Raw genomic sequence first — 22,240 nt, forward strand, 5'->3', positions numbered from 1 at the left:
GGTGGGGTATGAAAGTCGCCATAACGAAAAAGCCCCGTCGAAACGAATCCCGACGAGGCCTCCACATATGAAAAGGTGTATAATGTTCTGTGCTAGCGGCGGAGAATGAGCGTGTTGTCGCCAAAACTAATCAGGGCTGAGGATAGTGACTCAACAGCGCTCACTACTCTACCCTCCAGAGAAATGTTATCGAGTTTATGGATGCGCGAAGAGAGTTTTGTGGAACTATCTTTGAGGTAAATACGGAATTCCACGACATCGCCATTGGTGAGGCCTTTGAACTCTGTGCTAGAGAGTTTTAGTGTCTTGCTCGTTGGATTAGAACCGTTCGAAGAAGCATTCGCAGTGCCTCCTATACTATCATCGGATCCCATGTAGCCAGATAGGTTAGAATAGATTGCGGATTCGAAATTTAATGGCTTAATGCGGCCGTAATCATACTTAAAGGTAGTGAGTGTGAGTGTTTCACCTGCTGCGAGATTTTGGATAGTAAATTGAAACTGCTGCCACTGTGCACCCTTGTTAGACGGGTTTACATTTGTTGCACTGATACCCGCTGGAACTACGTCTTGATTAGCGTGCACTGTAGACACCCCTCTCGAAATAGTATTAGCCTCAGCGGATTTACTCAGATTCCAAGTGGTTGCGGAGCTATACTTGGACGTGTCGCTTGAGGCTGCTGAATCACCATCAAAAGTGAAATGCGCGAGGACTTCTGCCTGAGTGAGTGCCGCGCTGGCAAGGAATGTTGGTATGAGTACGGAGGGTTTCATTATGGTGCTATCTGTGTTTTTTCATTAAACCAGAACATGTTGTATGTACGTAACCTTATTCTTTGATTTATAGCAATGAAGACAGACGACAAGGTGATTAGTAAAAGGCGACAGCTGTAGTGAAAGTAAGAAGTGAGAAGATACGGAATGGTGATGCCTGCGGCGCTAGACAGAATTACACAACGGGACAGAAATTTGCTTGGGTTGTTTGACTAGATATTTTGCTGCTTTTTTACAAAGTCACCAGACTTTGTGGAGGTGACTTTGGTTTTTTTTGACTTTCGACAGTGTGGGTGGCCAGGAAGTGTCTTCTATGAGGCCGAGTGTCGAAGGTCTGAAATGGCCAAGGTCGGAGTATGTATCGCGTGGTAGCGATAGGGGGGAGGGCTTTTATTTGTTGAGGAAGTTTTCGACATCGTCGAGGACGATCATCTCGCGGGCGTCTTCGTTACGTTTGGTCAATTGAACGTTCTTAAAGGTGATGTTTTTGGCGTGGCGAATGTAGGCTCCCCAGGATGGGAGGACGCCAAAGAAGAATTGCTCTGGGTAGCGTGCGATGTCTTCTGGAACGACATTGTTAGAGTCTTCTGCGGTGCCGTGGCCGGGGTAGGAAATGGAAATATTTTCTAGAACGATATCTTCAACGTAATGGCCCGGGATGCCGGTGATCATGATGGGGCCAGCTTTGGCTTTTTCTTTTTCGGTGATGCCTTTTGTTAGGTCGACTTTGAGTTTTTTATAATGAGCGCTCGCTGCTTTTTGGCGGTCTTCGATGACGACTTCAGCATCAATGTTAGAAATGCGGATATTTTTGAGAACACTTACTGGGCGTTTCTCGGCATTATGGTTTCTCTGGTAGTATCTTCCTCTATCTCCCAGTCGGATAAAGATGGGGCAGCCGACTTCTACCATTTTTAGGCGTGAAATACTGATGTTCTCCAAGCGTCCACCGTCGACGCATTGGAGCTTAATCGCCCCCATGGGACTATCGTGGATATAGCAATTGCTGATAGCAATGTTGATAAAACCTCCGTGGGAAGAGGTGCCGAATTTAATCGCAGCAGTGTTACTGCTAATCACACAACCACGTACGACTATGTTGCTACAGGCGTTGAGCGAGCTTTTAAGACAAAGCGCATCGTCTCCGGCCTCAATATCACAGTTTTCAATGAGAACGTCTTCACAGCCATCGAGGTCGAGCCCATCATTGTTATAGTGATTGTTCCTGAAGCGTATTGTGACTGCGCTAAAATGCACATCCTTGCAATCAATGAGGTGGATTCCCCAGAATGCAGGGTTCTTGTAAGTTAAACCAGAGAAGGCGACTTGCTGACAATTCTCAAAACGCAGGAGCCGCGGGCGGTCATCTCGACCACTAGGTCCTGCTCGTTTCTTAAAAAACTCTGGGCGGCCACGAGCATCAATTACGCCTAGGCCTTCAAGTCGGATGTTGGTGGCGTCTTCCGCATAGAAAAGGGTTTCTGACTGCCCCTCGCGTGCGCGTCGCAGATCTTTGGTCGGGTAATCTTTCATATCCGTGCTGCCTAACAACTCAGCTCCGTAGTCTAAGGAGAGAGTCACATTGCTTTTGAGCTGGGTAGTGCCAATGACGTACTCTCCCTCTGGGATTCTAACAATACCGCCGCCAGCTGCGCTACATGTATCGATAGCAGCCTGCAGGGCTTTGGTATTGAGGGTTTCTCCGTCGGCAATCGCTCCAAAACCGTTTAGATTAAAAACTTTTGCTTCAACAGGAGAGGCACAGAGGGGCAATGCATGCATGAGGAAAAATAGAGCTATAACGATGGTTTTCATTTTAAGTGAAGGGACTTTGGGAGATTAATTAAGATCGAGACCAAGTGTGTCGATCCACGATTTTGCATCGGTGTGCCAGTCGACACCTTTCATGCTGTGGCCACCTTTTTCGTAGAGAAGGAGCTTAACTGGAAAACCAGCTTTTTCTAATGCAGCTGCGTAGGCGATCCCACCTTTGACGAAGTGGTGGTCGTCTTTTGAATAGAGCAAGAGCGTGGGAGCCACTTTGTTGTTCAAGAGGAATTCTTTAGCGATTGTAGAGCCTTTATTTTTACTAGCTAAATAGGCAGCGGAACGCAAGAAGACGAATTGTGGTTCGCAGCTTTGGGAGTCGGCCTCGTCAATGGAGGCATAGGCAGATTCGGTATAGTTCTGGCTGAGGCGTGCTGAGAGGTGGCCGCCGGCGGAGGTGCCTACTAGACCGAGCTGCTTAGGATCGATGTTCCATTTCTTTGCATTGTGACGCACCAAGCGCATTGCACGCTGGATGTCTCTGAAGGCGGCTTCTCGGTCGTTTGGAACGGTGTATTTGAGGGTGAATACGGTGAAGCCTAGGCTATTGAACCACTCAATGTAGCCTTGTACGGGGGAGACCTGTTTGTAGGAGCCTCCAGGGCAGTAGATGACGGCCGGTGTGGGAGTTTTACTCTCGACTTGTGAAACGACAAGATGAGGGTCTTTGACGTTGCGGTAGGTGGTTTTCCCTTCGCCTCTGTCTTCCGATTTTTCCTTTAGATAGTTCGCTTCTCCACCGATTTGATCAATCGGCCAGAGACGAATCACTGGCTGCTCGTTGACTGGGAAACCGTCGTTTTCAATCAGTTGGATTGCTTCGTTAGCGAGGCGTTTGCCAAATTCTTTGTAGCCTTCGACTGAATAGTGCAGGTCGTTTTTGTACATTTTACCTTTCTTGCAGAGCCCATCGTTTAGATCGTCGGTGTTGACCCAGGCTCCACTTGGGCTGGATTCAGCGACTTGCACCTGAGCGTCGCGGACCATGGTCCAGTGTGGACCGACTTTATTATCAAGATCATAATCACTGAGCCGGCCGATGACGAAATTGAGATCCTCTTTGTTGAGATCCTTTTTTAGCTGGTCGATGATGCCTTGGAGGCTTTTGGCGTAGACTTCGCCATGGCTTTCTTTCGCGTCGCGTTCTCCTTGCATCCAGAAGAAAGTGACAGTGTCGTAGTCTAGGCCCTTAGTGGAAGATTTTACAGACTTCATGAGACGCTGATAGAGATCGCCAATGAGCAAAGGCTTTTGGTTCACGACTTCTCTTCCTACTTCTGGTTTCCACTCTTTATACCATCGGCGGATGGGTTGGCCACCTTGGGCGTCGAGGACAACAGTCACATTATCTTTGCCAAATGCGGCTTCGACAGCGGGTGTGAACGAAATTTTAGGATCGAGCCCCGCCATGTTCGATTGTCCCGAGAGAATGAAGAGGTGCTTGGCTGGTTCAGCTGCATGGAGAATGAGTACTGAACTGATCAGCATACAGCAAATGATGGTGAGTTGTTTGATAGTGTTCATGATTAGCTGTGAGAAGCTGATGAGGTGGAAGCTTCGCCGCTGTATGATTATCTTTAGTAAGAATTGCTTACAAACGACAAGTATTTACGAAATGCGACAATCTATTTTCGATAATTTTCAGGTAGAAGTTTATTTTGCTGAGAGAGCTTTTACTGAGTATTTCTCTTTCATTGAGGTGATCGTGTCGACCATCTCGGGGTAGCTCACTAAAAAGTTATTTTCATCAATGAGGTTGAGAACGTAGTGGGTGGTTCCTTCCGGGAGATTTGCTGTGACAGTGTTGTTCGGGGACATCATAGCTGTAGCAGGGAACCATTCTTCGTATCGGTGCCCTCCATTGAGCGTGTAGAGGAGCTGAGCACGCAGAACCTTAGCCCCATTCTCTTGGTAGGTGAATGCTACGGTGTCGCCATTTTGCTGATGAGAGAGTACATCTGGAACCTTAGCTTTACCTGGCAGCGGGTGACGTGTAGCGGGATTGTTGTAGGGGTAGCGGGCTTTCATCTCAGTCAGTCTTTTGCTGAGATCTTGGTTCATCGCTTGTGCCTTTTCAGGCATAGAGTCCGCTAGATTTTTTGATTCTTCAATGTCGCTACGCTGCTGCTTTCCGTCCTTGCTTTGGTAGAGTTGGAAGAGCTCTAGATCGGGAGTGCCACTAGGGTCATAATTTCTGACTAATTTGTAATCTCCAACACGGATCGTACTTTCCAAGGCAATGCTGTTAGGGAAGTGCCAGAGCATGGTGTCTCTCGCATTTCCATCGTCTTCTTTCACCAATGCTGGGTCGGTCGGATCTTGCTTGAGTAGCGTAGAAAGGTCGCAGCCGTCTAAGTTTTTTCCTGCGGGGAGCTTGGTGCCGGTCCACGAAAGGATGGTTGGATAAAAGTCGAGGCCATTGACCATTACGTCTGACTGCCTGTCAGCTGGGATGCTAGGGCCAGTAATGATCAAGGGAACGCGCGTTCCACCTTCCATGGCAGATATTTTACCGCGGTCTAAGGGGTAATTATCAGTGATAGTTTCGCCGGGATGTTGCTCCATACCACCGTTGTCTGAGGTGAAAATGAGGTAGGTGTTTTCGCTGAGTTTGTGGCCCGGCCACCTAGGATCGTCGGTCTGTTCTAGGTAGTTGACTAATCGGCCTACGTAATAGTCGAGTTCTTCTACCATCGCGCAGTAGTAGGGGTTTGTCTGGCCTTCGGCTTCCCAACCATTCGGGTTTGTGGGGAATGCAACACCGAGCTTTTCACAGTATTTTTTGAGCAAGCGTTCATTGCGTGTTTGGATAGGAGTGTGGACTAGCCAAGTGGCGTAATAGAGGAAGAAGGGCTTGTCCTTGTTCTCGCGGACGAAGGTGAGTGCGTCTTGGTTGTTCTGGTCATAGACGAAACCATTTTCGTCGAGTTTGAAAGGGTCGCTCTCTTTGTCGGTCGCAAATCCGGTGAGGCGATTCGGCTTCATTTTCTTAGTGACCCCTAGGCTATGGCGCGTCCAGTCGAAGCCTTGGTCTTCTGGTTGCGGAAAGGCATTATGGTTGATTGCCATGTGCCATTTGCCGCAGTGACCAGTGGTATAGCCATTTTTCTGGAGCACTTTTGCCAGTGTGACTTCATTTTCCGGCATGCGGCCGCTGTACCAAGGAGAGATCATGCGGTGGTTGGTTTTATGGTAAGGCGTGGGTGGAGCTCCTCCAACTACGTGAGTTTTCTGAGCACGTGCTGGGTGATTTCCACTCATGATTGCACAACGACTTGGTGCGCAGGTGGGAGCTGGTGAATAGCCCTGCCAGAACATGATGCCCTTCTTTGCTAGGGCATCAATGTTAGGCGTTTCCATCGGTGATGGAGCATCGATGTCATAGCATTTCACATCTTGCCAGCCGAGGTCATCGGTCAATAGTAGGATCACGTTTGGATCTGCAGGGCGATCTGCAGCTAGGACTGAGTGACTGCTCGATGTTAGTAGAGCGAGACAGAGTGACGAGATGAGAGAGCTATTCATGCGTGTTAGATTTAATGCTTCTCAGCTGTTTGATTGATTACGAACTTATCCCAGAAATCTTGGACAGTGGTGAGCTCCGCTGATTCATCGGCGAGACCTAAGATCCACATGCCTTCTACTGTGTCAGAAAAGTCGACGCCACCTTTGGAGATTGGCCCCTTGTAGTTGGTGGTGGCGGCAAGCTCTTGTGCCTTTTTCCATAAGCTTCTGGTATGGGCATTCGGGTTGGAGTCGCTCACGGCTTCGATGATGAAATCACTAGACTCATCTTTGTAGTTAGGTGTTTCATCGCCACGATCTCTTCCTTTTCCGTAGGGAGAGTTACCGTCATCGAGCTGGACGTAATGGGTGTTTTCTTTGACGAAGTCGAGATCAGCAGGAGTGGTCATTTTCTCATTCCAGATACTGTGCTGAACGATGATGACGTTGGTTTTGGTATTTGTAACGCCGTCGGCGATTAGCATAGCAATCCAATCCGCAGTGAGGTCGGATTGGCCGGCTTCCATTACCCAGACCTTGCCACCAGAAGTGAGGATGGGCTTGGCTTTGTCTTTTATGACTTCAGCAGCGAAATTTAAGTTGTCGGTGCGTTCTTTGGAGTCTGTCGGTCCGTGTGCGTCGACCCATTTTGCTATTTTCAGTGCATCGTCTGAGTCAGTGGATTTTGCTTGTTTACCAAAGGCGAGATCGAAGAGTGGATTGGAATTTACATAAGTCCATTTGCTAGATTGACGATTGTTCCATTGATTTCCCCAGGCTCCAGCAGCACAGAAATAGTTGATGTCTTCAAAGTTTGGGTGGGACAAAATACTGCCGAGTGCGGCTTGTGAGTGGACATCATCGTTGTCCGGTAGGTTGTCGAACTGAGCGATGAAGAGATCAGTCTTCTTGTTAAATTTCTCTTGGCCATTTGCCATGTTGGCAATGGTGAGGAGGATGGGGATTCCTAAATTGAGTAGGTGTTTCATTTGCTGATGTGGCTAGTTGTTAGTGTCGTTGACTAAAGAGTCGACCTTCTTGCTTGGGACATCAGCGTGGCGGAACGCGAGGCAATCGACTCTGAAAGATTGTGAGCGGCCAGACATGATGAGCTTGTATGTTTCACCGGCTTTAAAATCATAGACGGCGATGCGTTTGTTGTTGTGACCACCGGGGTCAAATCGGTTACCTGAAACCCAGACGAATTCGTTATCAGCTCCGCCGAAAAATTTTGTGTCGGATTTGAGCAATTCAAGCGGTGCTTGGGCGCGGTGTTTGTCGGCGGCTTTGGGACCAGCTTCGAAATCACCCTCAACTCGAAAATAACAATCGTTCGCTACGTCGTCGCGTTCTTTTCCTTTGAGTGTCACTTTCTCCTTTGCGCAACGGAGGTGGAGGAAATAGAGACCTGATTTTTTTATCTTAAATGTGTACTTCAGTGGGGAGTTAGGAGAGCCACTCGCTGGTGAGTTACCAGTGAATTCAAGATAACCTTCCCCTGAGAATGAGTTTTTAAGTTTGCTGTCGTGTAGCTGCCATTTGCCGAGTCGAGAGTCAGTATCTTCGAGCTCGATAAAGACAATGCCGTTAGATTCTTCTACGGCTTCTTTAGCGGTGAGACTATGAGCTGAAATCGCGAATAGACTGAGTGCAAAGAGTTGCCATGTTCGCGCAGATAATGTTGTTAAGTTTTTTTGTTTCATAGGTGTAGGAAGAAGATACGAACATAAATGAAGAGATGTTTCGAGGAAATGGCTCAGACTATTTATAGGGGGGCTACAGTAAAAGAAAACAGCCAGACGATTGTGAAAATCGACTGGCTGAAAGTGTTGGTGATCGCTTGTTAGAGGCTCTTAGCTAATCTAACTGCGCTCTCTGTTAGCGATAGGGTTGAAGGGTGATTCCTTTGATGCCAATGCCTTTGCCCTTCAGTATCCGTGGGGTGACTTGGATTTGGTTGAGGCCCGCTTTTGGGATGTCGAGGACACCTAGGTTCACCTTGAAATTACGTTGGCGCGCTGGGCCTGGTTGGAACGATTTTGTAGAATCAGCACCTGACTCGAAGGTGATGAAGGTGATGCTCTCGTCGCCGCATGAGAGAATCCATTCGGAGTTTGCTGCATCATTTTCGCAGGAATACTCTACGGTCACAGAGTACTGAGCTGGTTCTAGGACATTGATGTCCCAAGTCACTTTAGAATCTTTAGATTCCCAGCCTTGGATGAAGTGGTCGTGTTTCCACTCACCGAATTTTTCCATCCAACGATAGCCTTTTTCACTACAGGCATCCGTTGTTGCCATTTCGGCTAAGAGAGTGACTGGAGTGAGCCCGTCGACTTGTGTTGCCTGGTTTGTAACTTTAGCAGGGGAGTCGAGAGTGAGTTTCACCACAGGAATGATTGATAAGTCACGCCCGACTTGGGAGCCAAGGTGAACCTCTAGAATGGAACCGTCTTCGGTGACTTCGACTTCAGAGCCGTCATCGAGTATAATAGCAGACTTGATGTTAGCGCCTAGGTTAGGGAGGCGGAGAGCTCCTTTTGCTGGCCAGTCAAAGACGTGTAGGTAGAGGTCGTTGCCATTGGTGGTGATGTCACCCCAGCTGAAACCTTGGTCAAATGGGGATGCCGTTGTTCCGTAGATTGCTTCACTGTGTGCTTTGACCCAATCTCCAGAAGCTTCTAGCGAGACTACTGCTTGTTCAGGAATGGTGCCGTCTCCTTTAGGTCCGACATTGAGCATGTAAGAACCACCACGTGCGGCTACGCGGACAAGGCGTTCGCAGATAGTTTTCGGTGATTTCCAGTTTTGGTCATACCATGCGTAGGACCAAGAATTGTTGGTTGTGTCGACAGTCTCCCATGCTCCAACATTAGGACGGACTGGGGGTACATACATGTCACCTAGTGAAACGTAGTCTCCATAACCACCGCCGATACGGCTATTTATAAGGCAATCAGGTTGCAGCTTCGTGACGAGCTCAACGAGTTGCTGGCTATACTCCTTCGGCATGTCGCCAGGGGTGTCAAACCAGACCATCGCAATGTCTCCGTAATTGGTAAGGAGTTCAGTGACCTGCGGTATAACCTTCTTCTCAAAGTAGATGTTAAAGTCAGCTGGCTTGTAGCCTTTTGGGCGCTTCCCTTTGTATTCACCTCCATAGGGTTCGGTCCAGTCCTGGTTTTGTGAGTAATAGAAGCCGAGACGAATGCCTTCCGCTGCGCAGGCGTCGGCGAGTTGTTTCATTAAATCGCGCTTGTAGGGCGTGGCCTTAGTGACGGTGAAATCGCTCGCATCAGAATCAAATAAGGCGAAGCCATCATGGTGCTTAGCAGTGATGACGATAGTTTTCATGCCAGCCGCTTTGGCTAGTTTTACTAGCTGAGTGGCGTCGAACTTTTCTGGATTAAACTGGCTAGCGAAGCCCTTATATTCTTCGACAGGGATATTCGCCATATGCATGATCCATTCGCCGATACCGTAGTAGGTTTTGTCCTTCCACACTCCGCCCATCTCGGAGTAGAGACCCCAGTGGATAAACATGGCGTATTTGTCGTCTTTAAACCATTTGAGAGCTGGGTGTTTAGCTTCGATATTGAGGCTCTCTTTTTCGCCCCACATTTTATCCATGCTTTTTTCTTCTTCAGCAGCAGAAAGGAAAGGAGATGTGTGGAGTAAAGCTAAGGCCGCAGCACAGGCCTTGATGGTGAAGTTTTTTTTAATCATTGTAAGTTTCGCGTCGTGGCAGTCTGTTTTACAGTTCTACACCATTCTGTCCAGAATTGGCTTGCACGTATTCTAGCTCTTACGTTCAAGATCACGCAATGTTTTCATACGCGTTAAATCTGCCAATGGAGTTGAAGAACCCCGACACTTTGATTCTTGGGGACTTCTAAGCACTTTGACTGGGCAATTTTGTGAGGGGGGCTCACTTGTATTGTGCTGTATAGCTAGTTGCGCCAAATTCCTTAACCAAGGTAGAATCAACAGAAAATACGTTGAAGCTTCGGTCAGTTTGATCGATCTCGTGGTAGATACATGTTTCTACAAAGAATCTCAGTTAGAGTGGCTTAAATTCCGACAGATTAAGCGTCATCTAAACGCGATCGACTTCGACGCTGACTAGTAGGCCACTACGCTCACCGCCATAGTAACTACCAATGATTGGCGCTACGGCGTGGTAATCCTGTCCGGTAGCCACTTTGATGTAGGTTTCATCGACTACTTTGTTATTTGTGGGGTCGAGTCCTATCCAACCTGCATGTGGAATGTAAACTTCGATCCAGGCATGGGAGACGGATGCGCCACGTAACACGCGATCATGCGTGGCATCAAAAAAATAACCACTCACGTATCGCGTAGGGATGTGAATGGATCGGCAAAGGGCTGTCATAGCGTGGGCAAAGTCCTGGCAGACCCCAGTTTGCTTCTCTACAACTTCATTAGCATGAGTGTTGACCGTGGTGGAATCTGGGTCGTAGCTATAGTTCTCAAAAATGAATTCCATGATCGAGCAGCTCGTTTGGAAGACATCAACTGAGTCGTCTTGGATGTCGAGAGCACATTTCCAAGTCCCAGGGGTGATTTCAACCAATGAGCTACTCTGTAAATAATGGTGACAGTTTTCTAGTAATGCACATTGGGGGAGCTCTTTATGCTGGGAGCCATAAGGGAGGGCATTAATATCGAGTGTGGGACGGGTCTCAATGGTAGAGAAGCAGTCGATAGTGAGACGCTGGTGCGGGCGAGGGATCTCAAAGTGATGGACGCGATTGCCATTGAGATCGACATAGCTTCTGAGACGAGTCGCAGGCAGGACACTGATATAACTACTGAGACACTTCTGACTTCCTGTACTAGGAGGAGTAAGACGTAGCTCGTTAGAGTTATTAGTGATTGGTTTTGAATAGATATATTCAGTCCTGTGATGAACTTTAAATAGCATCGTACGGACGGATTATTGCTGTTGCTGCTGCTGCTGCTGCTGCTGCCATTGTGGGCTGCTGTATTTAGGCAGGCTGTTGATTTCTTGTGGTAGCAAAATGTAGGTTTCGAACACCTGACGACCAATGCGATTGAACTGCAGCTGCAATTCATCGATGTAATCGTGGTAGCCTACGCTGAGAACATTTTGGATGCTGGAGAAGTTGAGCTGCGCGAGGGCGCTGCCAGCAAGTCGTTCGGCCTCATTGGTGAAACTACCGCTGAAGCTGCCAGATATCGCGTGGAGCTGAGTGTCTACTTGACGGAGACAGAAGCGGACGGAGCGAGGGAAGGAAGGGGAGAACAGAAGGAAGTCTATCACATTGTCTAAAGTGATTTCCCCACGATTTTCCGCTCGAAAAGCTGAGAGAGCTGAGCAGGAGCGCAGAGCTGAAGCCAGTTTTCCTGTGTCAGGATTCTTCTGAAAGGTGAGCATGTCGAGTACGCGAGTGGTCTTGTCAGCGCGTTCGAGATAGCGACCAACTTCCATGAAGTACCAACCTTCATCATGTAAGACTGTTGCATGAATGAGTCCAGCTAAGAGCATGCAGGCTTTAATCGTTTTCCGGTAAAATGCCTCTGGCCGGTTGAGCCAGAGTGTCTCCGCTTCTTCAGACTGCAAGAAGAGGTGGAAGCTATTTAGCTCCAACCACATTTCCTCAGAAATCTGGTCTCGCACCATCCGTGCATTCTCTCGGGCTTGAGCGATACATTGGCGGATAGAATCATCCGTACTAGTGGAAAAGGTGATAAACCAACTAACGTCTATGTCAGCGTCAGAGGCTTCTATAGCCGCTTCGTATTTCTCCTGTGAACAAGTAGCATGTAGCAGTGGGCTCCATGATGGTTCAGTATCTTTGATACTAGTGATAGTATCAAGCTCGTCGTAGCGATTTACATCGACTAGGCGGGTTAAGTTTTCAGCACGTTCTAAATAACGGCTGAGCCAGTAAAGGCTGTTAGCGACTCGTGAAAGCATTGGGTCAGATTAGAAAGTTGTTATTTGTAGAGGACCCAGGTGTCTTTACTGCCACCACCTTGGGAGGAGTTGACGATAAGAGAGTCTTTAGTAAGGGCGACGCGGGTGAGCCCACCAGGGATGATTTCGATTTTATCGCCGTAGAGGATGAATGGGCGGAGGTCGATATGGCGACCTTCGATAGCATCACCTGGACAGATAGTCGGGTGGCGTGAGAGTGAGACGACTGGCTGTGCGATGTAGTTTCGCGGATTGTCTTTAATTTTAGCCGAAAACTCTGCGCGCTCTTTAGCTGTTGAAGTAGGCCCCATGAGCATACCGTAGCCACCAGATTCATTGGCGGCTTTAACAACGAGTGATTCGAGGTTCTCCAAGATGAATTTACGGTCATCATCACGCCATGCGAGGTAAGTCGGGACGCTTTCGAGGATAGGGTCTTGATCAAGGTAATATTTGATCATGTCCGGCACATAGGCGTAGGTGACTTTATCGTCAGCGACACCAGTTCCCACGGCATTGGCTAAAGCGACATTTCCGTTGAGATAGGCTTCCATAAGGCCAGGTACACCGAGCATGGAGTCTTTACGGAAGACGCGTGGATCGAGGAAGTCATCGTCGAGTCGGCGGTAAATGACATCAACTTGGACTAGCCCTTTCGTAGTACGCATGAAGACGTAGTTGTTGAGGACAATTAGGTCGCGCCCTTCAACAATCTCAATGCCCATTTTCAGGGCGAGAAAAGAATGCTCAAAGTAGGCGCTGTTATAGACCCCTGGAGTAAGAAGTACACAGACTGGCTTGTGGCCTTCACGCGGGGAGAGGTGCTCAAGCGTCTTGAGGAGGATATCTGGGTAATTGTCGACTGGACGGACCCCCGATTCGCGGTAGACAGAAGGAAAGGCGCGCTTCATAGCCTCGCGGTTTTCTAGCAGATAGGATACTCCTGATGGGCAGCGGCCATTGTCCTCTAGAACGAGGTATTTCCCCTTATCGTCGCGGATAAGATCTGTGCCACAAATCTGTAGGTAGATATCTTTCGGTACATCGACTCCACACATTTCTGGGCGGTAGTGTGCGGCTTCTTTGACTACAGATTCAGGGATGATGCCGTCCTTGACGATTTGTGCATCGTGGTAAATGTCATGTAAAAAGAGATTCAGAGCGAGAATACGCTGTGTGAGACCTTGCTCGACCATTTGCCATTCCGAATTAGGTATGATGCGTGGAATGAGGTCAAAGGGAAAGATGCGTTCTGTACCTTTGTCGTCACCATAAACGGTGAAAGTGACACCCTGCTCGAGAAAGCCGTCATTGACTAGAAGTTGTTTCTCATTGAGCTCTTGCGGGCTCAGGTTAGAGAAGCGATTGCGTAGCGCGGAATAGTGGTCGAAATGATCGAGCTGCTCATTCCTGAACATTTCGTCAAAAAACGCTCCTTTTTGGTATTCTGTGAACATTTAGATTAGTTAAGCATTTGCTGTGCCAATTGTTTAGATAGCTAACAATTAGCACTCTCACATGCTTGGTGGGGTTGATTTACGTGTGACAGAAACTGCCATACTGATGAGGTTTACCGGTGGTCCAAATTGAGTATAGATAGCGACATCTGCGGCGTCTCGACCGTAGGCAATGGCAATTCGGCCGCCACTGTTGTCTTCTTGGGTGGGGTCGAAGGTATACCAACGGCCTCCTACGTAGGCTTCAAACCAAGCATGTAGGTCCATGGGTTCGAGTGATTCGAGGTAGCCGACAACCATGCGTGCGGGGATAGAGAGTGCGCGACAACAGGCGATACCGATGTGAGCCATGTCGCGGCAAACTAAATGGGAGCGTTGATTCGCTTCGCAGGCACTGATAATGTCATTGCCTAAGCCTGGGCCGTAGGCTTTCGCAGTGCGGATGTAGTCGACGATGGCTGTACACTGGTCGTAGCCGTGAGCGGCTTCGTTAGTGACCTGATAGGCGAGGTTCATAAAGCGATCAGATTCGCAATAACGGCTCGGAAGTAGGAATGGCAGGGTATCGTTAGGAAGCTTTTGGACTTCTGTAAAAGGTGCGCCGGGTGCCGTGTCACAGCCGTCAGGGACCTCTGCATCGACAGCAGTCTGAATGGTGAGAGGGCCTGCTGGTACAACGACTCGCTGGCAGAGATTGCCAAAAGGGTCGGTGAATTCCATCATGGGCACGTTAGGCGTGAGGAGGTATTGCTCCCGGCTGATCCACTGTTGCCATCCGCTACGTGGGCGAAGCATCAGCAGAAATGGGGTTTCCTCAGGGATTTGGAATTCAAGGGTGCTAGTTGCGTAAAGCCACATTGTTGGGAGTGTCTTTCAAGATGAGTTAAAACTGATTGATCTACCTATAGAAAACTCGATGGTTAGGGCAAGAGCAAGCATGCTTTTAAATAAGTAAAAGATAGTTCAGTATCGGGGGGGTGTTTGACTAAATGTGGATGATTTGTCGTTTCTTTTAAAAATTGTTTTGAATGCGGGCCCAAGACAGGCATTGATCTGCACCTATGTCGACACCATCCAACGATGCGTCTGTAAACCATTTCTTGGGATGTCCAGGAGGTGCAGGTGACGCTGTGTTCAATGAGGATGGTTCTGCGCGTCCACATTACGCGCCTGTAGTAGATGTATTTCAGGGCTTTTCGCGTAAGCAATTGAATCAACGTCAAAAACGGTTGAATCACGAAGTTGATGAACTGAGTTTACAGTTTTCAGATGCATCGCAATTGAAAAAGTCGGCGAACCCTTGGAGATTAGATCTTTTCCCGGTTGTGATTCCGGCAGATGAGTGGAAGCGGATTTCGGCTGGAGTCGTGCAGCGAGCATTGGCGTTTAATGCCTATGTGGCAGATATGTACGGATCGCAGAATGTATTACGCCAGCGAGTGATTCCGCACGAGCTTGCATTGCGAGACCCGGCTTTGTTACGTCAGTTAAATGGGATTGAAGCGCCGAATGGTGAGTACTCTCAGTTTGGCGCCTTCGATTTAGTTGATGTGGGTGGTGGGAATTGGCAGGTGAGCGAGAACCATATGGGGACGCCGTTTGGGATTTCTCATGTACTGCAGAATCGCCGGGTTCTTTCAGGGGTGTTCCCCGAGCTTTACGAGCAAGTGGACGCAGCTCCGGTGGCTGGCTTTAGTACCTATTTATTAGAGATGTTGAGGGCTCAGTCCTCGCGCAAGAACCCTCATGTGCTTCTGTTGACTAGTGCAAATGCTGGGCAGGCGTATTTCGAAGAAGCGTTTATCGCACGTCACATGGGGATCTCGGTTGCTCAGCCCAAGGATTTGTTAGTACGTGAAAGCCGGGTGTTCTTAAAGACGATTCGCGGTCTTGAGCCCGTAGATGTGATTTACCGCCGGATTGAGAGTTCGGCACTTGATCCTATCGCTATGCCGAACCGCTGGGCGCGTGGAGTTCCAGGGTTGATCAATGTAGTACGTAAGGGGAATGTAGCTGTGGTGAATGCTCCAGGGGTTGGCATTGCTGACAACCGCGCCTTATTACGTTATTCGGACCGACTGATTAAACATTACCTTCAGGAACAGCCCATTTTGGAAACGGTTGAGACTTATCATATGGATGATTTGGATCAGCGCTCGCATGTGTGGGAGAATCCGGAGGAGATGGTTATTAAGCCCGTGCAGGATCATGATATGCTGTGGCAGCAATTCGGGGGTAAGCGCCCATCTGGTACGGCTGCTTCAATGATGCAGTTTGCGCGCAAGCATCCAGAGTATTTTGTCGGGCAAAAGTTTCAGAAGTCTGCGGAGGTGGCGTCTTTTAAAAAAGGCCAGTTCACTAGCCGTGGCATGCAGCTACGAGCCTATTATATTCTGGGACCAGAGCCCATTGTCTTACCTGGTGGAATGGCGCGTCAGACTCCTGTAGTGCATCGGACACGACGTTTGTCGATAGTTTCAAGCGGCTTGAAAGATGTTTTGTTAGCTGATGATCTAGTGGAGAAGTCAGCCCCCAAACGAAGACCTGTGGAGGCTGGCGCGCGTTTCTCTATCAGTAGTCGTGTCGCAGAATCTCTCTACTGGGTGGGCCGTTATATTGAACGTGCTGAAAATACAGCGCGACAGTTTAATATTTTAGAAAAATTGCGCTGGGACCAATTAGCGCATACGGAACAGCGTACCTATTGGCCATTACTGCAGGCGGTAGCAGCGGCTACTGGACAGCAAGAGATTGCGAAACTTAAGAAGCCACCACGCGACACTTTAGACCTGTCGCGTAGTTTGTTGCTAGATTCGAGCGAGGGGGCGTCAGTGACTTCCTGTTTGGGTTCCGCTCGTAATGGTTTAGAAAATGTTAGAGAGTCGATTAGTCCTGAGGTGTTAGAGGTGATCGAGGAAATGATGGTTTACCTGAGACAAGAGTCTAAAAAAACGGTAACCCGTGCGCGCTTGAGCCAGATAAGTGAGCGCATCGTGAGTGAGGTGGCACGTTTTAACGGCACAGCTGAACGAACACTCTCGCACGATGATGCATGGCACTTTCTGCGCATTGGACGTTTTTATGAACGCGCAACGGGCACGATGGCTGTGTTAGAAGTAGCGTTACCCCCAATTATAAAAACATATCGTGAGCAAGATTCGGAGAGTGCAGAGTTAACAGCCTTGTTGAGATTATTAGGGTCTTTGGATGCCTACCGCCGCGAGTATCGCTCTCGAGCGTATGTGGATCGGGTATCTCGATTAATTGTATTAGGTGAAAATAATCCGAGCTCAGTCATGTTCTGTTTGCGCCATCTTCATTATGCGATCGGGACACTTTCTGTCAGTGGTGAACTAGAGTTAGGGGTTAGGTTGCAGGAGTCTCTTGATCAGTTGATTCTAACCCTTAAGGGTTTTTCTATCACTAAGGTTGAGAGGTCTCATGCTGATTTCTTAGATGTTGAGGAAAGTGGTGTGGAGCCGCTTGAAATTGATGCTGGTGAAGTAGCTACGGAGCTGGAGGATTTGACTGTGCTGGTGGAGGAGTTTCACAAGCAGATTGATGATGTGTTCTTCAATCACCAAAATGTTTTCGCGCAAGATCCTGAGCTCTTTGACTTAGAATAGAGGTAGTGGCTCATAAGCGTCACATGTTTTCACTGAAATAAAAGAGACATTGGCGTGAGAGTTGCTAGTTGTTGTTTATACCAACAATAAATCCAACAGAATAGCGGTCATAGATTTCTAATTTTTGTCAGCCATTACTTTGTTGGTGATGGCGATTATGGGTTTTCAGCTTTAAAAGGATATGCGCTTCCGCGTCTCACATACCACCGAATACATATACACTCAGCCGGCGTCGGAATCGTTTGCTGAATTACGTGTGTGGCCGCAGTCGAACAAATCTCAAAAGGTGCTAGATCGCCGATTAATCACCAACCCAGAGACAGTGATCGATAGTTACATTGACTACTTTGGTAACATGGTGGAGTTTTTTTCGATTCCGCACCGGCACACTAAATTGACAGTGACATCGGTGGCAGAAGTGGAGACCTTCGTGGTAAAGCCGGCAGAAGAGGTTCTGGAGGTTACCATTGGCGAAGCTCGTCAAATATATAACAGTTCGCTCTATCAACATTACGAGTTCTTGAAGCCTTGTGGTCTGGTGCCATTGAATCAGCATTTTTCAATTCGGAAGAAGTTTTTTCAGCAAGCGGAGGAAATCGGTAGCGCGTTACTCGCTTTGAACAGCTGGATTTATCAAAAGTTCGAGTATAAATCTGGAGTGACGGATGTGAGTACGCCGATTTCGACCATTGTGAAAGATCGCCGTGGTGTTTGTCAGGACTTTGCGCATTTGATGTTAGCTATTTTACGCAGTAATGGAATACCAGCACGTTATGTGAGTGGGTACATCGAGGCTTACGACCCAACTTTAGGTGATCCAGAGATGATAGGCGCTGCAGCGAGTCATGCATGGGTGGAGGTGTGTTTACCCGGCGGAACTTGGTGGGGGCTGGACCCGACAAATAATCAGGTTGCTGGTGAGCGGCACGTGGTGGTCGCTGTTGGCCGAGATTACAATGATGTGGCGCCCATGCGCGGTACTTATATGGGAGCAAATGACCAAAAGCTCAATGTGATGGTCTCGCTAAAGCGTAACCCCTTAGCTGAGGAAAAAGAATGAAAGTAAAAATTAAACACCGGACGATCTACCATTATGCTGGGAGGGTGAATTTCGGTGAGCATGTGCTACTACTTCGCCCTCTAGATAATCACCGCCGACACGTGGACAAATATGAAGTCCAGACCGTTCCTGAGTCGACTCAACGCTGGGTGCGTGATGCCTATGGAAATGTAGAACTCGTGTGTAATTTCGGGTTGACTGAGTCGGAGGTGTTAGAGTTTGTCACGCACATCGAAGTGAGCTTACTGGACGATAACCCTTTTGATTTCATCCTTGAGCCGTATGCGACAGGCTATCCATTTTCATACCGCGAGCCAGATGCGAGAGCTTTGTTGGCTTATATGGGAGGAAGTGGTCCGACACGAGGATCATTGCGAGTGCTCGACTGGTTGCGTTCGGAGGTCAATGTTCCAACGACACACATTAATGTTGTTCAGTTTTTGTCGGATCTTAATGGAGCTGTCCGACGCGACATTAGTTACGTTCGAAGAGATGAAGAAGGAATTCAGACACCTGATACTACTCTGGAACTCAGAACAGGGTCTTGCCGTGATATGGCGGTATTGTTTATCTCTGCAGTGCGCAAGCTAGGGTTTGCGGCGCGTTTTGTTAGCGGGTATTTATATGATCCCGAGGTAGGTGAGGGTGATGAACATGTATTTAATCGAGCTGTCGGCTCGATGCATGCGTGGGCGGAGGTTTACCTACCTGGCGCTGGCTGGAAGGGCTTTGACCCGACAAATGGAATTTTAGCGAATGCGTATTTTATACCATCGGCAGTATCGCATGAGCCTTCGGCTGTTGACCCTATTAAAGGGAAGTATTTTGCAAAACAATCAATCAGCTCGACCATGGAGGTAGAGCTAGAAATGGAGGAAATGAATGAACCCCGATAAGCGAGAAGCGATAGAAAAGTGTGCCAGAAGTGTTGAAGAATATCTAGACTCTAAAGATATAGCTTTAACTATGGGTGGAGAGCCTACCTTCATCGTAGCTCAGCCCGAGACTCCTGAATGGAATGTGGCTGCGATGGGGCCTGAAAAATTAGGCTATGCGCGTCGGATGACGGCCCAGCTAATTTCTAAAGTCTATCCGGGAGCGCTGGCGATGCAGGTATTTGGTAAGTGGTATCCGGGAGAACCTTTACCTCGCTGGAATTTCATGACGTTACATTCCTCACTTGAGCCGTTGTGGCCTGAGACCGAGCGTTTGTTATTCGATGATGTAGAGGGACAGAATGGGACTAAACATGGCAAAGCATTGATGCAGTCTTTGGCGAAAAAGTTAGGTTTGAAGAAATCTATTCTTCCTGCGGTGGAGGTTGATGGAAAGAAGGCTGGCTGGGTATTACCCGTGGATTGTAGCGATGGTCAGTGGAGTGCTGTTGAATGGCCGTATTCGAAGGATAATGCAATTGAACTTTTTGGTGGTGACAGCCCTGTGGGTTTACGCTTGCCGCTTGATGACTTACCTGAGGGTTGCAGTCGTAGCGCCTTGACTGTTGAGGTGCGCGAGGGAGGTATTGAGATTTTTATTCCACCGTTAGAGTGGGGGAGTTTTAGCCATTTCATAGGCTTGTTGAGCGATGCTGTGGTTGAGCTAGATTTACGTGATATCGTAATTTGTGGCTATGGCCCAAGTGAAACGCAAGGTGCGTTGACGACACTCGGCTTAGCGGCTGATCCAGGAGTGTTAGAGGTGAATTTACCACCGACTGCAACATGGGTAGAATATGATAGAGTGCTAAAACAATGTGCTCAGGCGGCAGCTCAGGTGAAGCTGCAATTGACTAAATTTCAATTGAACGGAGTGGTGTATGGAACCGGTGGCGGTTCGCATTTAGCCTTTGGCGGCCCAGATGAAACACGCAATCCCTTTTTGGTAGAACCTAAACGGATCGCTTCTCTGCTACGCTATTGGCAGCACCACCCAGCATTGTCGTATTTTTTCACTGGCCAGCATGTGGGTCCCGGAAGTCAGGCTCCTAGAGTGGATGAAGGCCCTAAGCATGGCTTATACGAACTCGAGGTAGCCTGTGAGGGCTTAGAGAACATGCAAGGTTTAATCGATGGGCCATTGATCGATCAGTTCTTTAAAAACTTACTGACAGATTCATCTGGCAACACGCACCGAGCTGAGCTTTGTTTTGATAAATTTCACAATATCGCTGCGCCAAATGGCTGTTTGGGAATTGTAGAGTTCCGTGCATTTGAAACCTATGGAGATGTCGATACTATGTCTGTGGTGGCTTTATTTGTGCGCACGATTTTAGCGCGCTTATTCAAGGCTCCTTACAAACGCAAGTTGAAACGTTTTGGCCCTCAGTTACACGATCGTTATTTCTTGCCCGCATTTCTGTGGGAGGATATCCAAGCGATTTGTGAGGATTTGCAGAAACACGGTTTTGATTTTGACTCTGAGTGGTTGCGACCCGTATTTGAGTTTCGCTGCCCAACAGTAGGTTCTTTGGTGGTTCCTGGTGGGGCCGTAGATGTACGACAAGCCTTTGAGTCTTGGCCTCTAATGGCTGAGGAAGCCCAAGGGAGCTCGACCGTACGCGTGGTGGATAACTCTAGTGATCGCTTACAGTTGACTCTTTCTGATTCTAAATTGCTGACTGAGAACATGTTGCTAGTGAATGGAGTAGAAGTGCCTTTCAAAGAAGTTGATGGACGTATGATTTGTGGCCTGCGCTACAAGAGCGCTAGCGCTTACCCAGCCCTGCACCCACATGTGCCGATTCAGTCACCATTGTGGATGGAGTGGGTTGACCGCAAGTCAGGTAAAACGACGCACTCTGCTCGCTACCACTATTGGAATCCAAAGTCATTGGTTTATGAGGGTCGACCAAAGACGGTCAAGGCTGCGACTAAGCGACGTGAAGAACGCTGGCAATCAGCTGAGGATCTTATTGGCAATCAGCCAGAGGTGACTAAAGCGAAGCTGGCTCCTGAGTTTCAGTACACGCTGGATCTAAGAAGGCAGTTGAGGGTGTAGCAGAATGTTTGCGTTCAAGGGGGTCACTTATTTTTCTTCAAAATGAGTGATGCTCCTCCGAAGTGAATGAGGGCGGAGGCTGTTGATTTCTGTTTCGGCGTAGGCTCTGAGAGATTTGTCGCGCAGACATCGGCGGCAGTTTCTCCCAGTACAAAGTTATCAATTGTTTGGTTGCCAGCAGCTCCTATTCGTAATGTGTTTATCCCTCGAAGAGTTAGACCATTTGTAGTGTAGCTTGGGATGTCATTAATATCGACTTGCCCTGTCGGAGTAGTGGCAACCCATAAGTCTGCTGAACTATTTCCTGGAGTGGAGAGAGTTAACCTAACAACAGCCTTTGCAGCGGCTTGGGTCGAATTAGGTATTTCACCTCCAGCTCCAGTGTCTTTTACACTAGGACCTTTGAGCACCCAGTCTGCACTGTCTTTGCCATTAGATCCGATGAGGAGTCTCTCAGTAGTTCCTGAAAAAAGCTGAATGCCACTCCAGCTGCCACTATCTCTGGTTAAATCAAAAGAGAGCCATAGCTCGTTAGACCCGGCAAATTTTTCAGTAACAGTCTCTGCAAATCCGCGGAATGTAACTCTAGCTCTAATACCCTTTTTAACGACGACCCCGTTTTTGACGATGTACCCAGTTGTAGATAGATTATCGTTGGCTTTAGATTTGTCACCCCAAGCTCCAGAGAACCCGCTCCCTCCATTGTTTTTGGGGTTACTGAGTTCGCCATTCGCGTAGTTAAAATTATCAACGGCGATGACTTCAGCATGGGATGTGCCTCGCAGTGTCGTGAACGATCCAACTATGACCATAGAGATCCAATAGATACTTTGAGGGTGTTTCATGTGTTAGTGGTTTTTGTTATAAAAAAAACGTGAGTCACGATAGTTATCATGACCCACGCTAATATATGAAGAAGATTATTTGATTAGTTTAGACTCGCTTGTGGCGGAGGCATGATGCCTGTGAGCCCAAAATCTATCATGGCAGGGCTGCTGCGTTTATCCTGCTTAGCTAAAGCATTCACAGTCTGA

The 22,240-nt window shown here is 48.2% G+C and carries 16 protein-coding genes; 4 read left to right on the plus strand and 12 right to left on the minus strand.

Translation table 11 applies throughout. The features are described from left to right. Positions 1 to 92 precede the first annotated feature (92 nt). The 11 genes from ACSHX2_RS07255 to ACSHX2_RS07305 form a co-directional block, all read right to left on the minus strand. Positions 93 to 773: a hypothetical protein gene (locus ACSHX2_RS07255; RefSeq protein ID WP_435692014.1), complete on the minus strand. Its 681-nt coding sequence runs from the start codon at positions 771 to 773 to the stop codon at positions 93 to 95. Between the two features lie 390 nt (positions 774 to 1,163). Next, the gene (locus tag ACSHX2_RS07260; protein ID WP_435692016.1) at positions 1,164 to 2,588 is read right to left on the minus strand and encodes a glycoside hydrolase family 28 protein; all 1,425 of its coding nucleotides are present in this window, start codon (positions 2,586 to 2,588) and stop codon (positions 1,164 to 1,166) included. A 24-nt stretch (positions 2,589 to 2,612) separates the two neighbouring features. Continuing rightward, positions 2,613 to 4,124, minus strand: a complete 1,512-nt coding sequence (locus ACSHX2_RS07265; protein ID WP_435692018.1) for a sialate O-acetylesterase — start codon at positions 4,122 to 4,124, stop codon at positions 2,613 to 2,615. Positions 4,125 to 4,253: 129 nt separating this feature from the next. Next, positions 4,254 to 6,125, minus strand: coding sequence for a sulfatase (locus ACSHX2_RS07270; RefSeq protein ID WP_435692020.1), 1,872 nt, complete (start codon positions 6,123 to 6,125; stop codon positions 4,254 to 4,256). A gap of 11 nt (positions 6,126 to 6,136) precedes the next feature. Beyond that, positions 6,137 to 7,093: a hypothetical protein gene (locus ACSHX2_RS07275; RefSeq protein WP_435692021.1), complete on the minus strand. Its 957-nt coding sequence runs from the start codon at positions 7,091 to 7,093 to the stop codon at positions 6,137 to 6,139. Positions 7,094 to 7,105: 12 nt separating this feature from the next. Further along, positions 7,106 to 7,807, minus strand: a complete 702-nt coding sequence (locus ACSHX2_RS07280; protein ID WP_435692023.1) for a hypothetical protein — start codon at positions 7,805 to 7,807, stop codon at positions 7,106 to 7,108. Positions 7,808 to 7,982: 175 nt separating this feature from the next. Beyond that, positions 7,983 to 9,830 (minus strand): alpha-L-fucosidase, encoded by a 1,848-nt coding sequence (locus ACSHX2_RS07285; protein ID WP_435692025.1) that lies wholly within the window; start codon positions 9,828 to 9,830, stop codon positions 7,983 to 7,985. Positions 9,831 to 10,200: 370 nt separating this feature from the next. After that, entirely contained in the window at positions 10,201 to 11,049 is an 849-nt protein-coding gene (locus ACSHX2_RS07290) for a transglutaminase family protein (RefSeq protein WP_435692027.1), read from the minus strand. Positions 11,050 to 11,061: 12 nt separating this feature from the next. Beyond that, positions 11,062 to 12,066: an alpha-E domain-containing protein gene (locus ACSHX2_RS07295; protein ID WP_435692029.1), complete on the minus strand. Its 1,005-nt coding sequence runs from the start codon at positions 12,064 to 12,066 to the stop codon at positions 11,062 to 11,064. A 20-nt stretch (positions 12,067 to 12,086) separates the two neighbouring features. After that, complete coding sequence (locus ACSHX2_RS07300; protein ID WP_435692031.1) at positions 12,087 to 13,523, minus strand: circularly permuted type 2 ATP-grasp protein; 1,437 nt, start codon at positions 13,521 to 13,523, stop codon at positions 12,087 to 12,089. 57 nt (positions 13,524 to 13,580) lie between these two features. Then, the gene (locus tag ACSHX2_RS07305; RefSeq protein ID WP_435692033.1) at positions 13,581 to 14,381 is read right to left on the minus strand and encodes a transglutaminase domain-containing protein; all 801 of its coding nucleotides are present in this window, start codon (positions 14,379 to 14,381) and stop codon (positions 13,581 to 13,583) included. Positions 14,382 to 14,584: 203 nt separating this feature from the next. Between ACSHX2_RS07305 and ACSHX2_RS07310 the strand changes: the two genes are divergently transcribed. The 4 genes from ACSHX2_RS07310 (at position 14,585) to ACSHX2_RS07325 (ending at position 21,206) form a co-directional block, all read left to right on the plus strand. Continuing rightward, positions 14,585 to 17,149 (plus strand): circularly permuted type 2 ATP-grasp protein, encoded by a 2,565-nt coding sequence (locus ACSHX2_RS07310; RefSeq protein ID WP_435692035.1) that lies wholly within the window; start codon positions 14,585 to 14,587, stop codon positions 17,147 to 17,149. Between the two features lie 181 nt (positions 17,150 to 17,330). Beyond that, positions 17,331 to 18,209, plus strand: a complete 879-nt coding sequence (locus ACSHX2_RS07315) for a transglutaminase family protein (protein ID WP_435692037.1) — start codon at positions 17,331 to 17,333, stop codon at positions 18,207 to 18,209. Next, the gene (locus ACSHX2_RS07320; RefSeq protein ID WP_435692039.1) at positions 18,206 to 19,105 is read left to right on the plus strand and encodes a transglutaminase family protein; all 900 of its coding nucleotides are present in this window, start codon (positions 18,206 to 18,208) and stop codon (positions 19,103 to 19,105) included. The genes ACSHX2_RS07315 and ACSHX2_RS07320 overlap by 4 nt, the downstream gene beginning before the upstream one ends. Beyond that, positions 19,092 to 21,206 (plus strand): transglutaminase family protein, encoded by a 2,115-nt coding sequence (locus ACSHX2_RS07325; RefSeq protein ID WP_435692041.1) that lies wholly within the window; start codon positions 19,092 to 19,094, stop codon positions 21,204 to 21,206. The genes ACSHX2_RS07320 and ACSHX2_RS07325 overlap by 14 nt, the downstream gene beginning before the upstream one ends. 23 nt (positions 21,207 to 21,229) lie before the next feature. Here ACSHX2_RS07325 and ACSHX2_RS07330 read toward each other — a convergent pair whose 3' ends face one another. Continuing rightward, on the minus strand, positions 21,230 to 22,051 hold the full coding sequence (locus ACSHX2_RS07330) for a hypothetical protein (RefSeq protein ID WP_435692043.1): 822 nt from the start codon (positions 22,049 to 22,051) through the stop codon (positions 21,230 to 21,232). Between the last annotated feature and the right edge of the window lie 189 nt (positions 22,052 to 22,240).

The organism is Rubritalea sp. (assembly GCF_051252225.1).
In the GTDB taxonomy this organism is placed as follows: domain Bacteria; phylum Verrucomicrobiota; class Verrucomicrobiia; order Verrucomicrobiales; family Akkermansiaceae; genus Rubritalea.

Bases quoted from the DNA above. Each gene is read 5' to 3' on its own strand.
- ACSHX2_RS07330 (WP_435692043.1), bottom strand. From the start codon at position 22,051: ATGAAACACCCTCAAAGTATCTATTGGATCTCTATGGTCATAGTTGGA.
- ACSHX2_RS07315 (WP_435692037.1), top strand. From the start codon at position 17,331: ATGCGCTTCCGCGTCTCACATACCACCGAATACATATACACTCAGCCG.
- ACSHX2_RS07300 (WP_435692031.1), bottom strand. From the start codon at position 13,523: ATGTTCACAGAATACCAAAAAGGAGCGTTTTTTGACGAAATGTTCAGG.
- ACSHX2_RS07325 (WP_435692041.1), top strand. From the start codon at position 19,092: ATGAACCCCGATAAGCGAGAAGCGATAGAAAAGTGTGCCAGAAGTGTT.
- ACSHX2_RS07255 (WP_435692014.1), bottom strand. From the start codon at position 773: ATGAAACCCTCCGTACTCATACCAACATTCCTTGCCAGCGCGGCACTC.
- ACSHX2_RS07280 (WP_435692023.1), bottom strand. From the start codon at position 7,807: ATGAAACAAAAAAACTTAACAACATTATCTGCGCGAACATGGCAACTC.
- ACSHX2_RS07320 (WP_435692039.1), top strand. From the start codon at position 18,206: ATGAAAGTAAAAATTAAACACCGGACGATCTACCATTATGCTGGGAGG.
- ACSHX2_RS07285 (WP_435692025.1), bottom strand. From the start codon at position 9,830: ATGATTAAAAAAAACTTCACCATCAAGGCCTGTGCTGCGGCCTTAGCT.
- ACSHX2_RS07305 (WP_435692033.1), bottom strand. From the start codon at position 14,381: ATGTGGCTTTACGCAACTAGCACCCTTGAATTCCAAATCCCTGAGGAA.
- ACSHX2_RS07270 (WP_435692020.1), bottom strand. From the start codon at position 6,125: ATGAATAGCTCTCTCATCTCGTCACTCTGTCTCGCTCTACTAACATCG.
- ACSHX2_RS07265 (WP_435692018.1), bottom strand. From the start codon at position 4,124: ATGAACACTATCAAACAACTCACCATCATTTGCTGTATGCTGATCAGT.
- ACSHX2_RS07295 (WP_435692029.1), bottom strand. From the start codon at position 12,066: ATGCTTTCACGAGTCGCTAACAGCCTTTACTGGCTCAGCCGTTATTTA.
- ACSHX2_RS07260 (WP_435692016.1), bottom strand. From the start codon at position 2,588: ATGAAAACCATCGTTATAGCTCTATTTTTCCTCATGCATGCATTGCCC.
- ACSHX2_RS07290 (WP_435692027.1), bottom strand. From the start codon at position 11,049: ATGCTATTTAAAGTTCATCACAGGACTGAATATATCTATTCAAAACCA.
- ACSHX2_RS07275 (WP_435692021.1), bottom strand. From the start codon at position 7,093: ATGAAACACCTACTCAATTTAGGAATCCCCATCCTCCTCACCATTGCC.
- ACSHX2_RS07310 (WP_435692035.1), top strand. From the start codon at position 14,585: ATGTCGACACCATCCAACGATGCGTCTGTAAACCATTTCTTGGGATGT.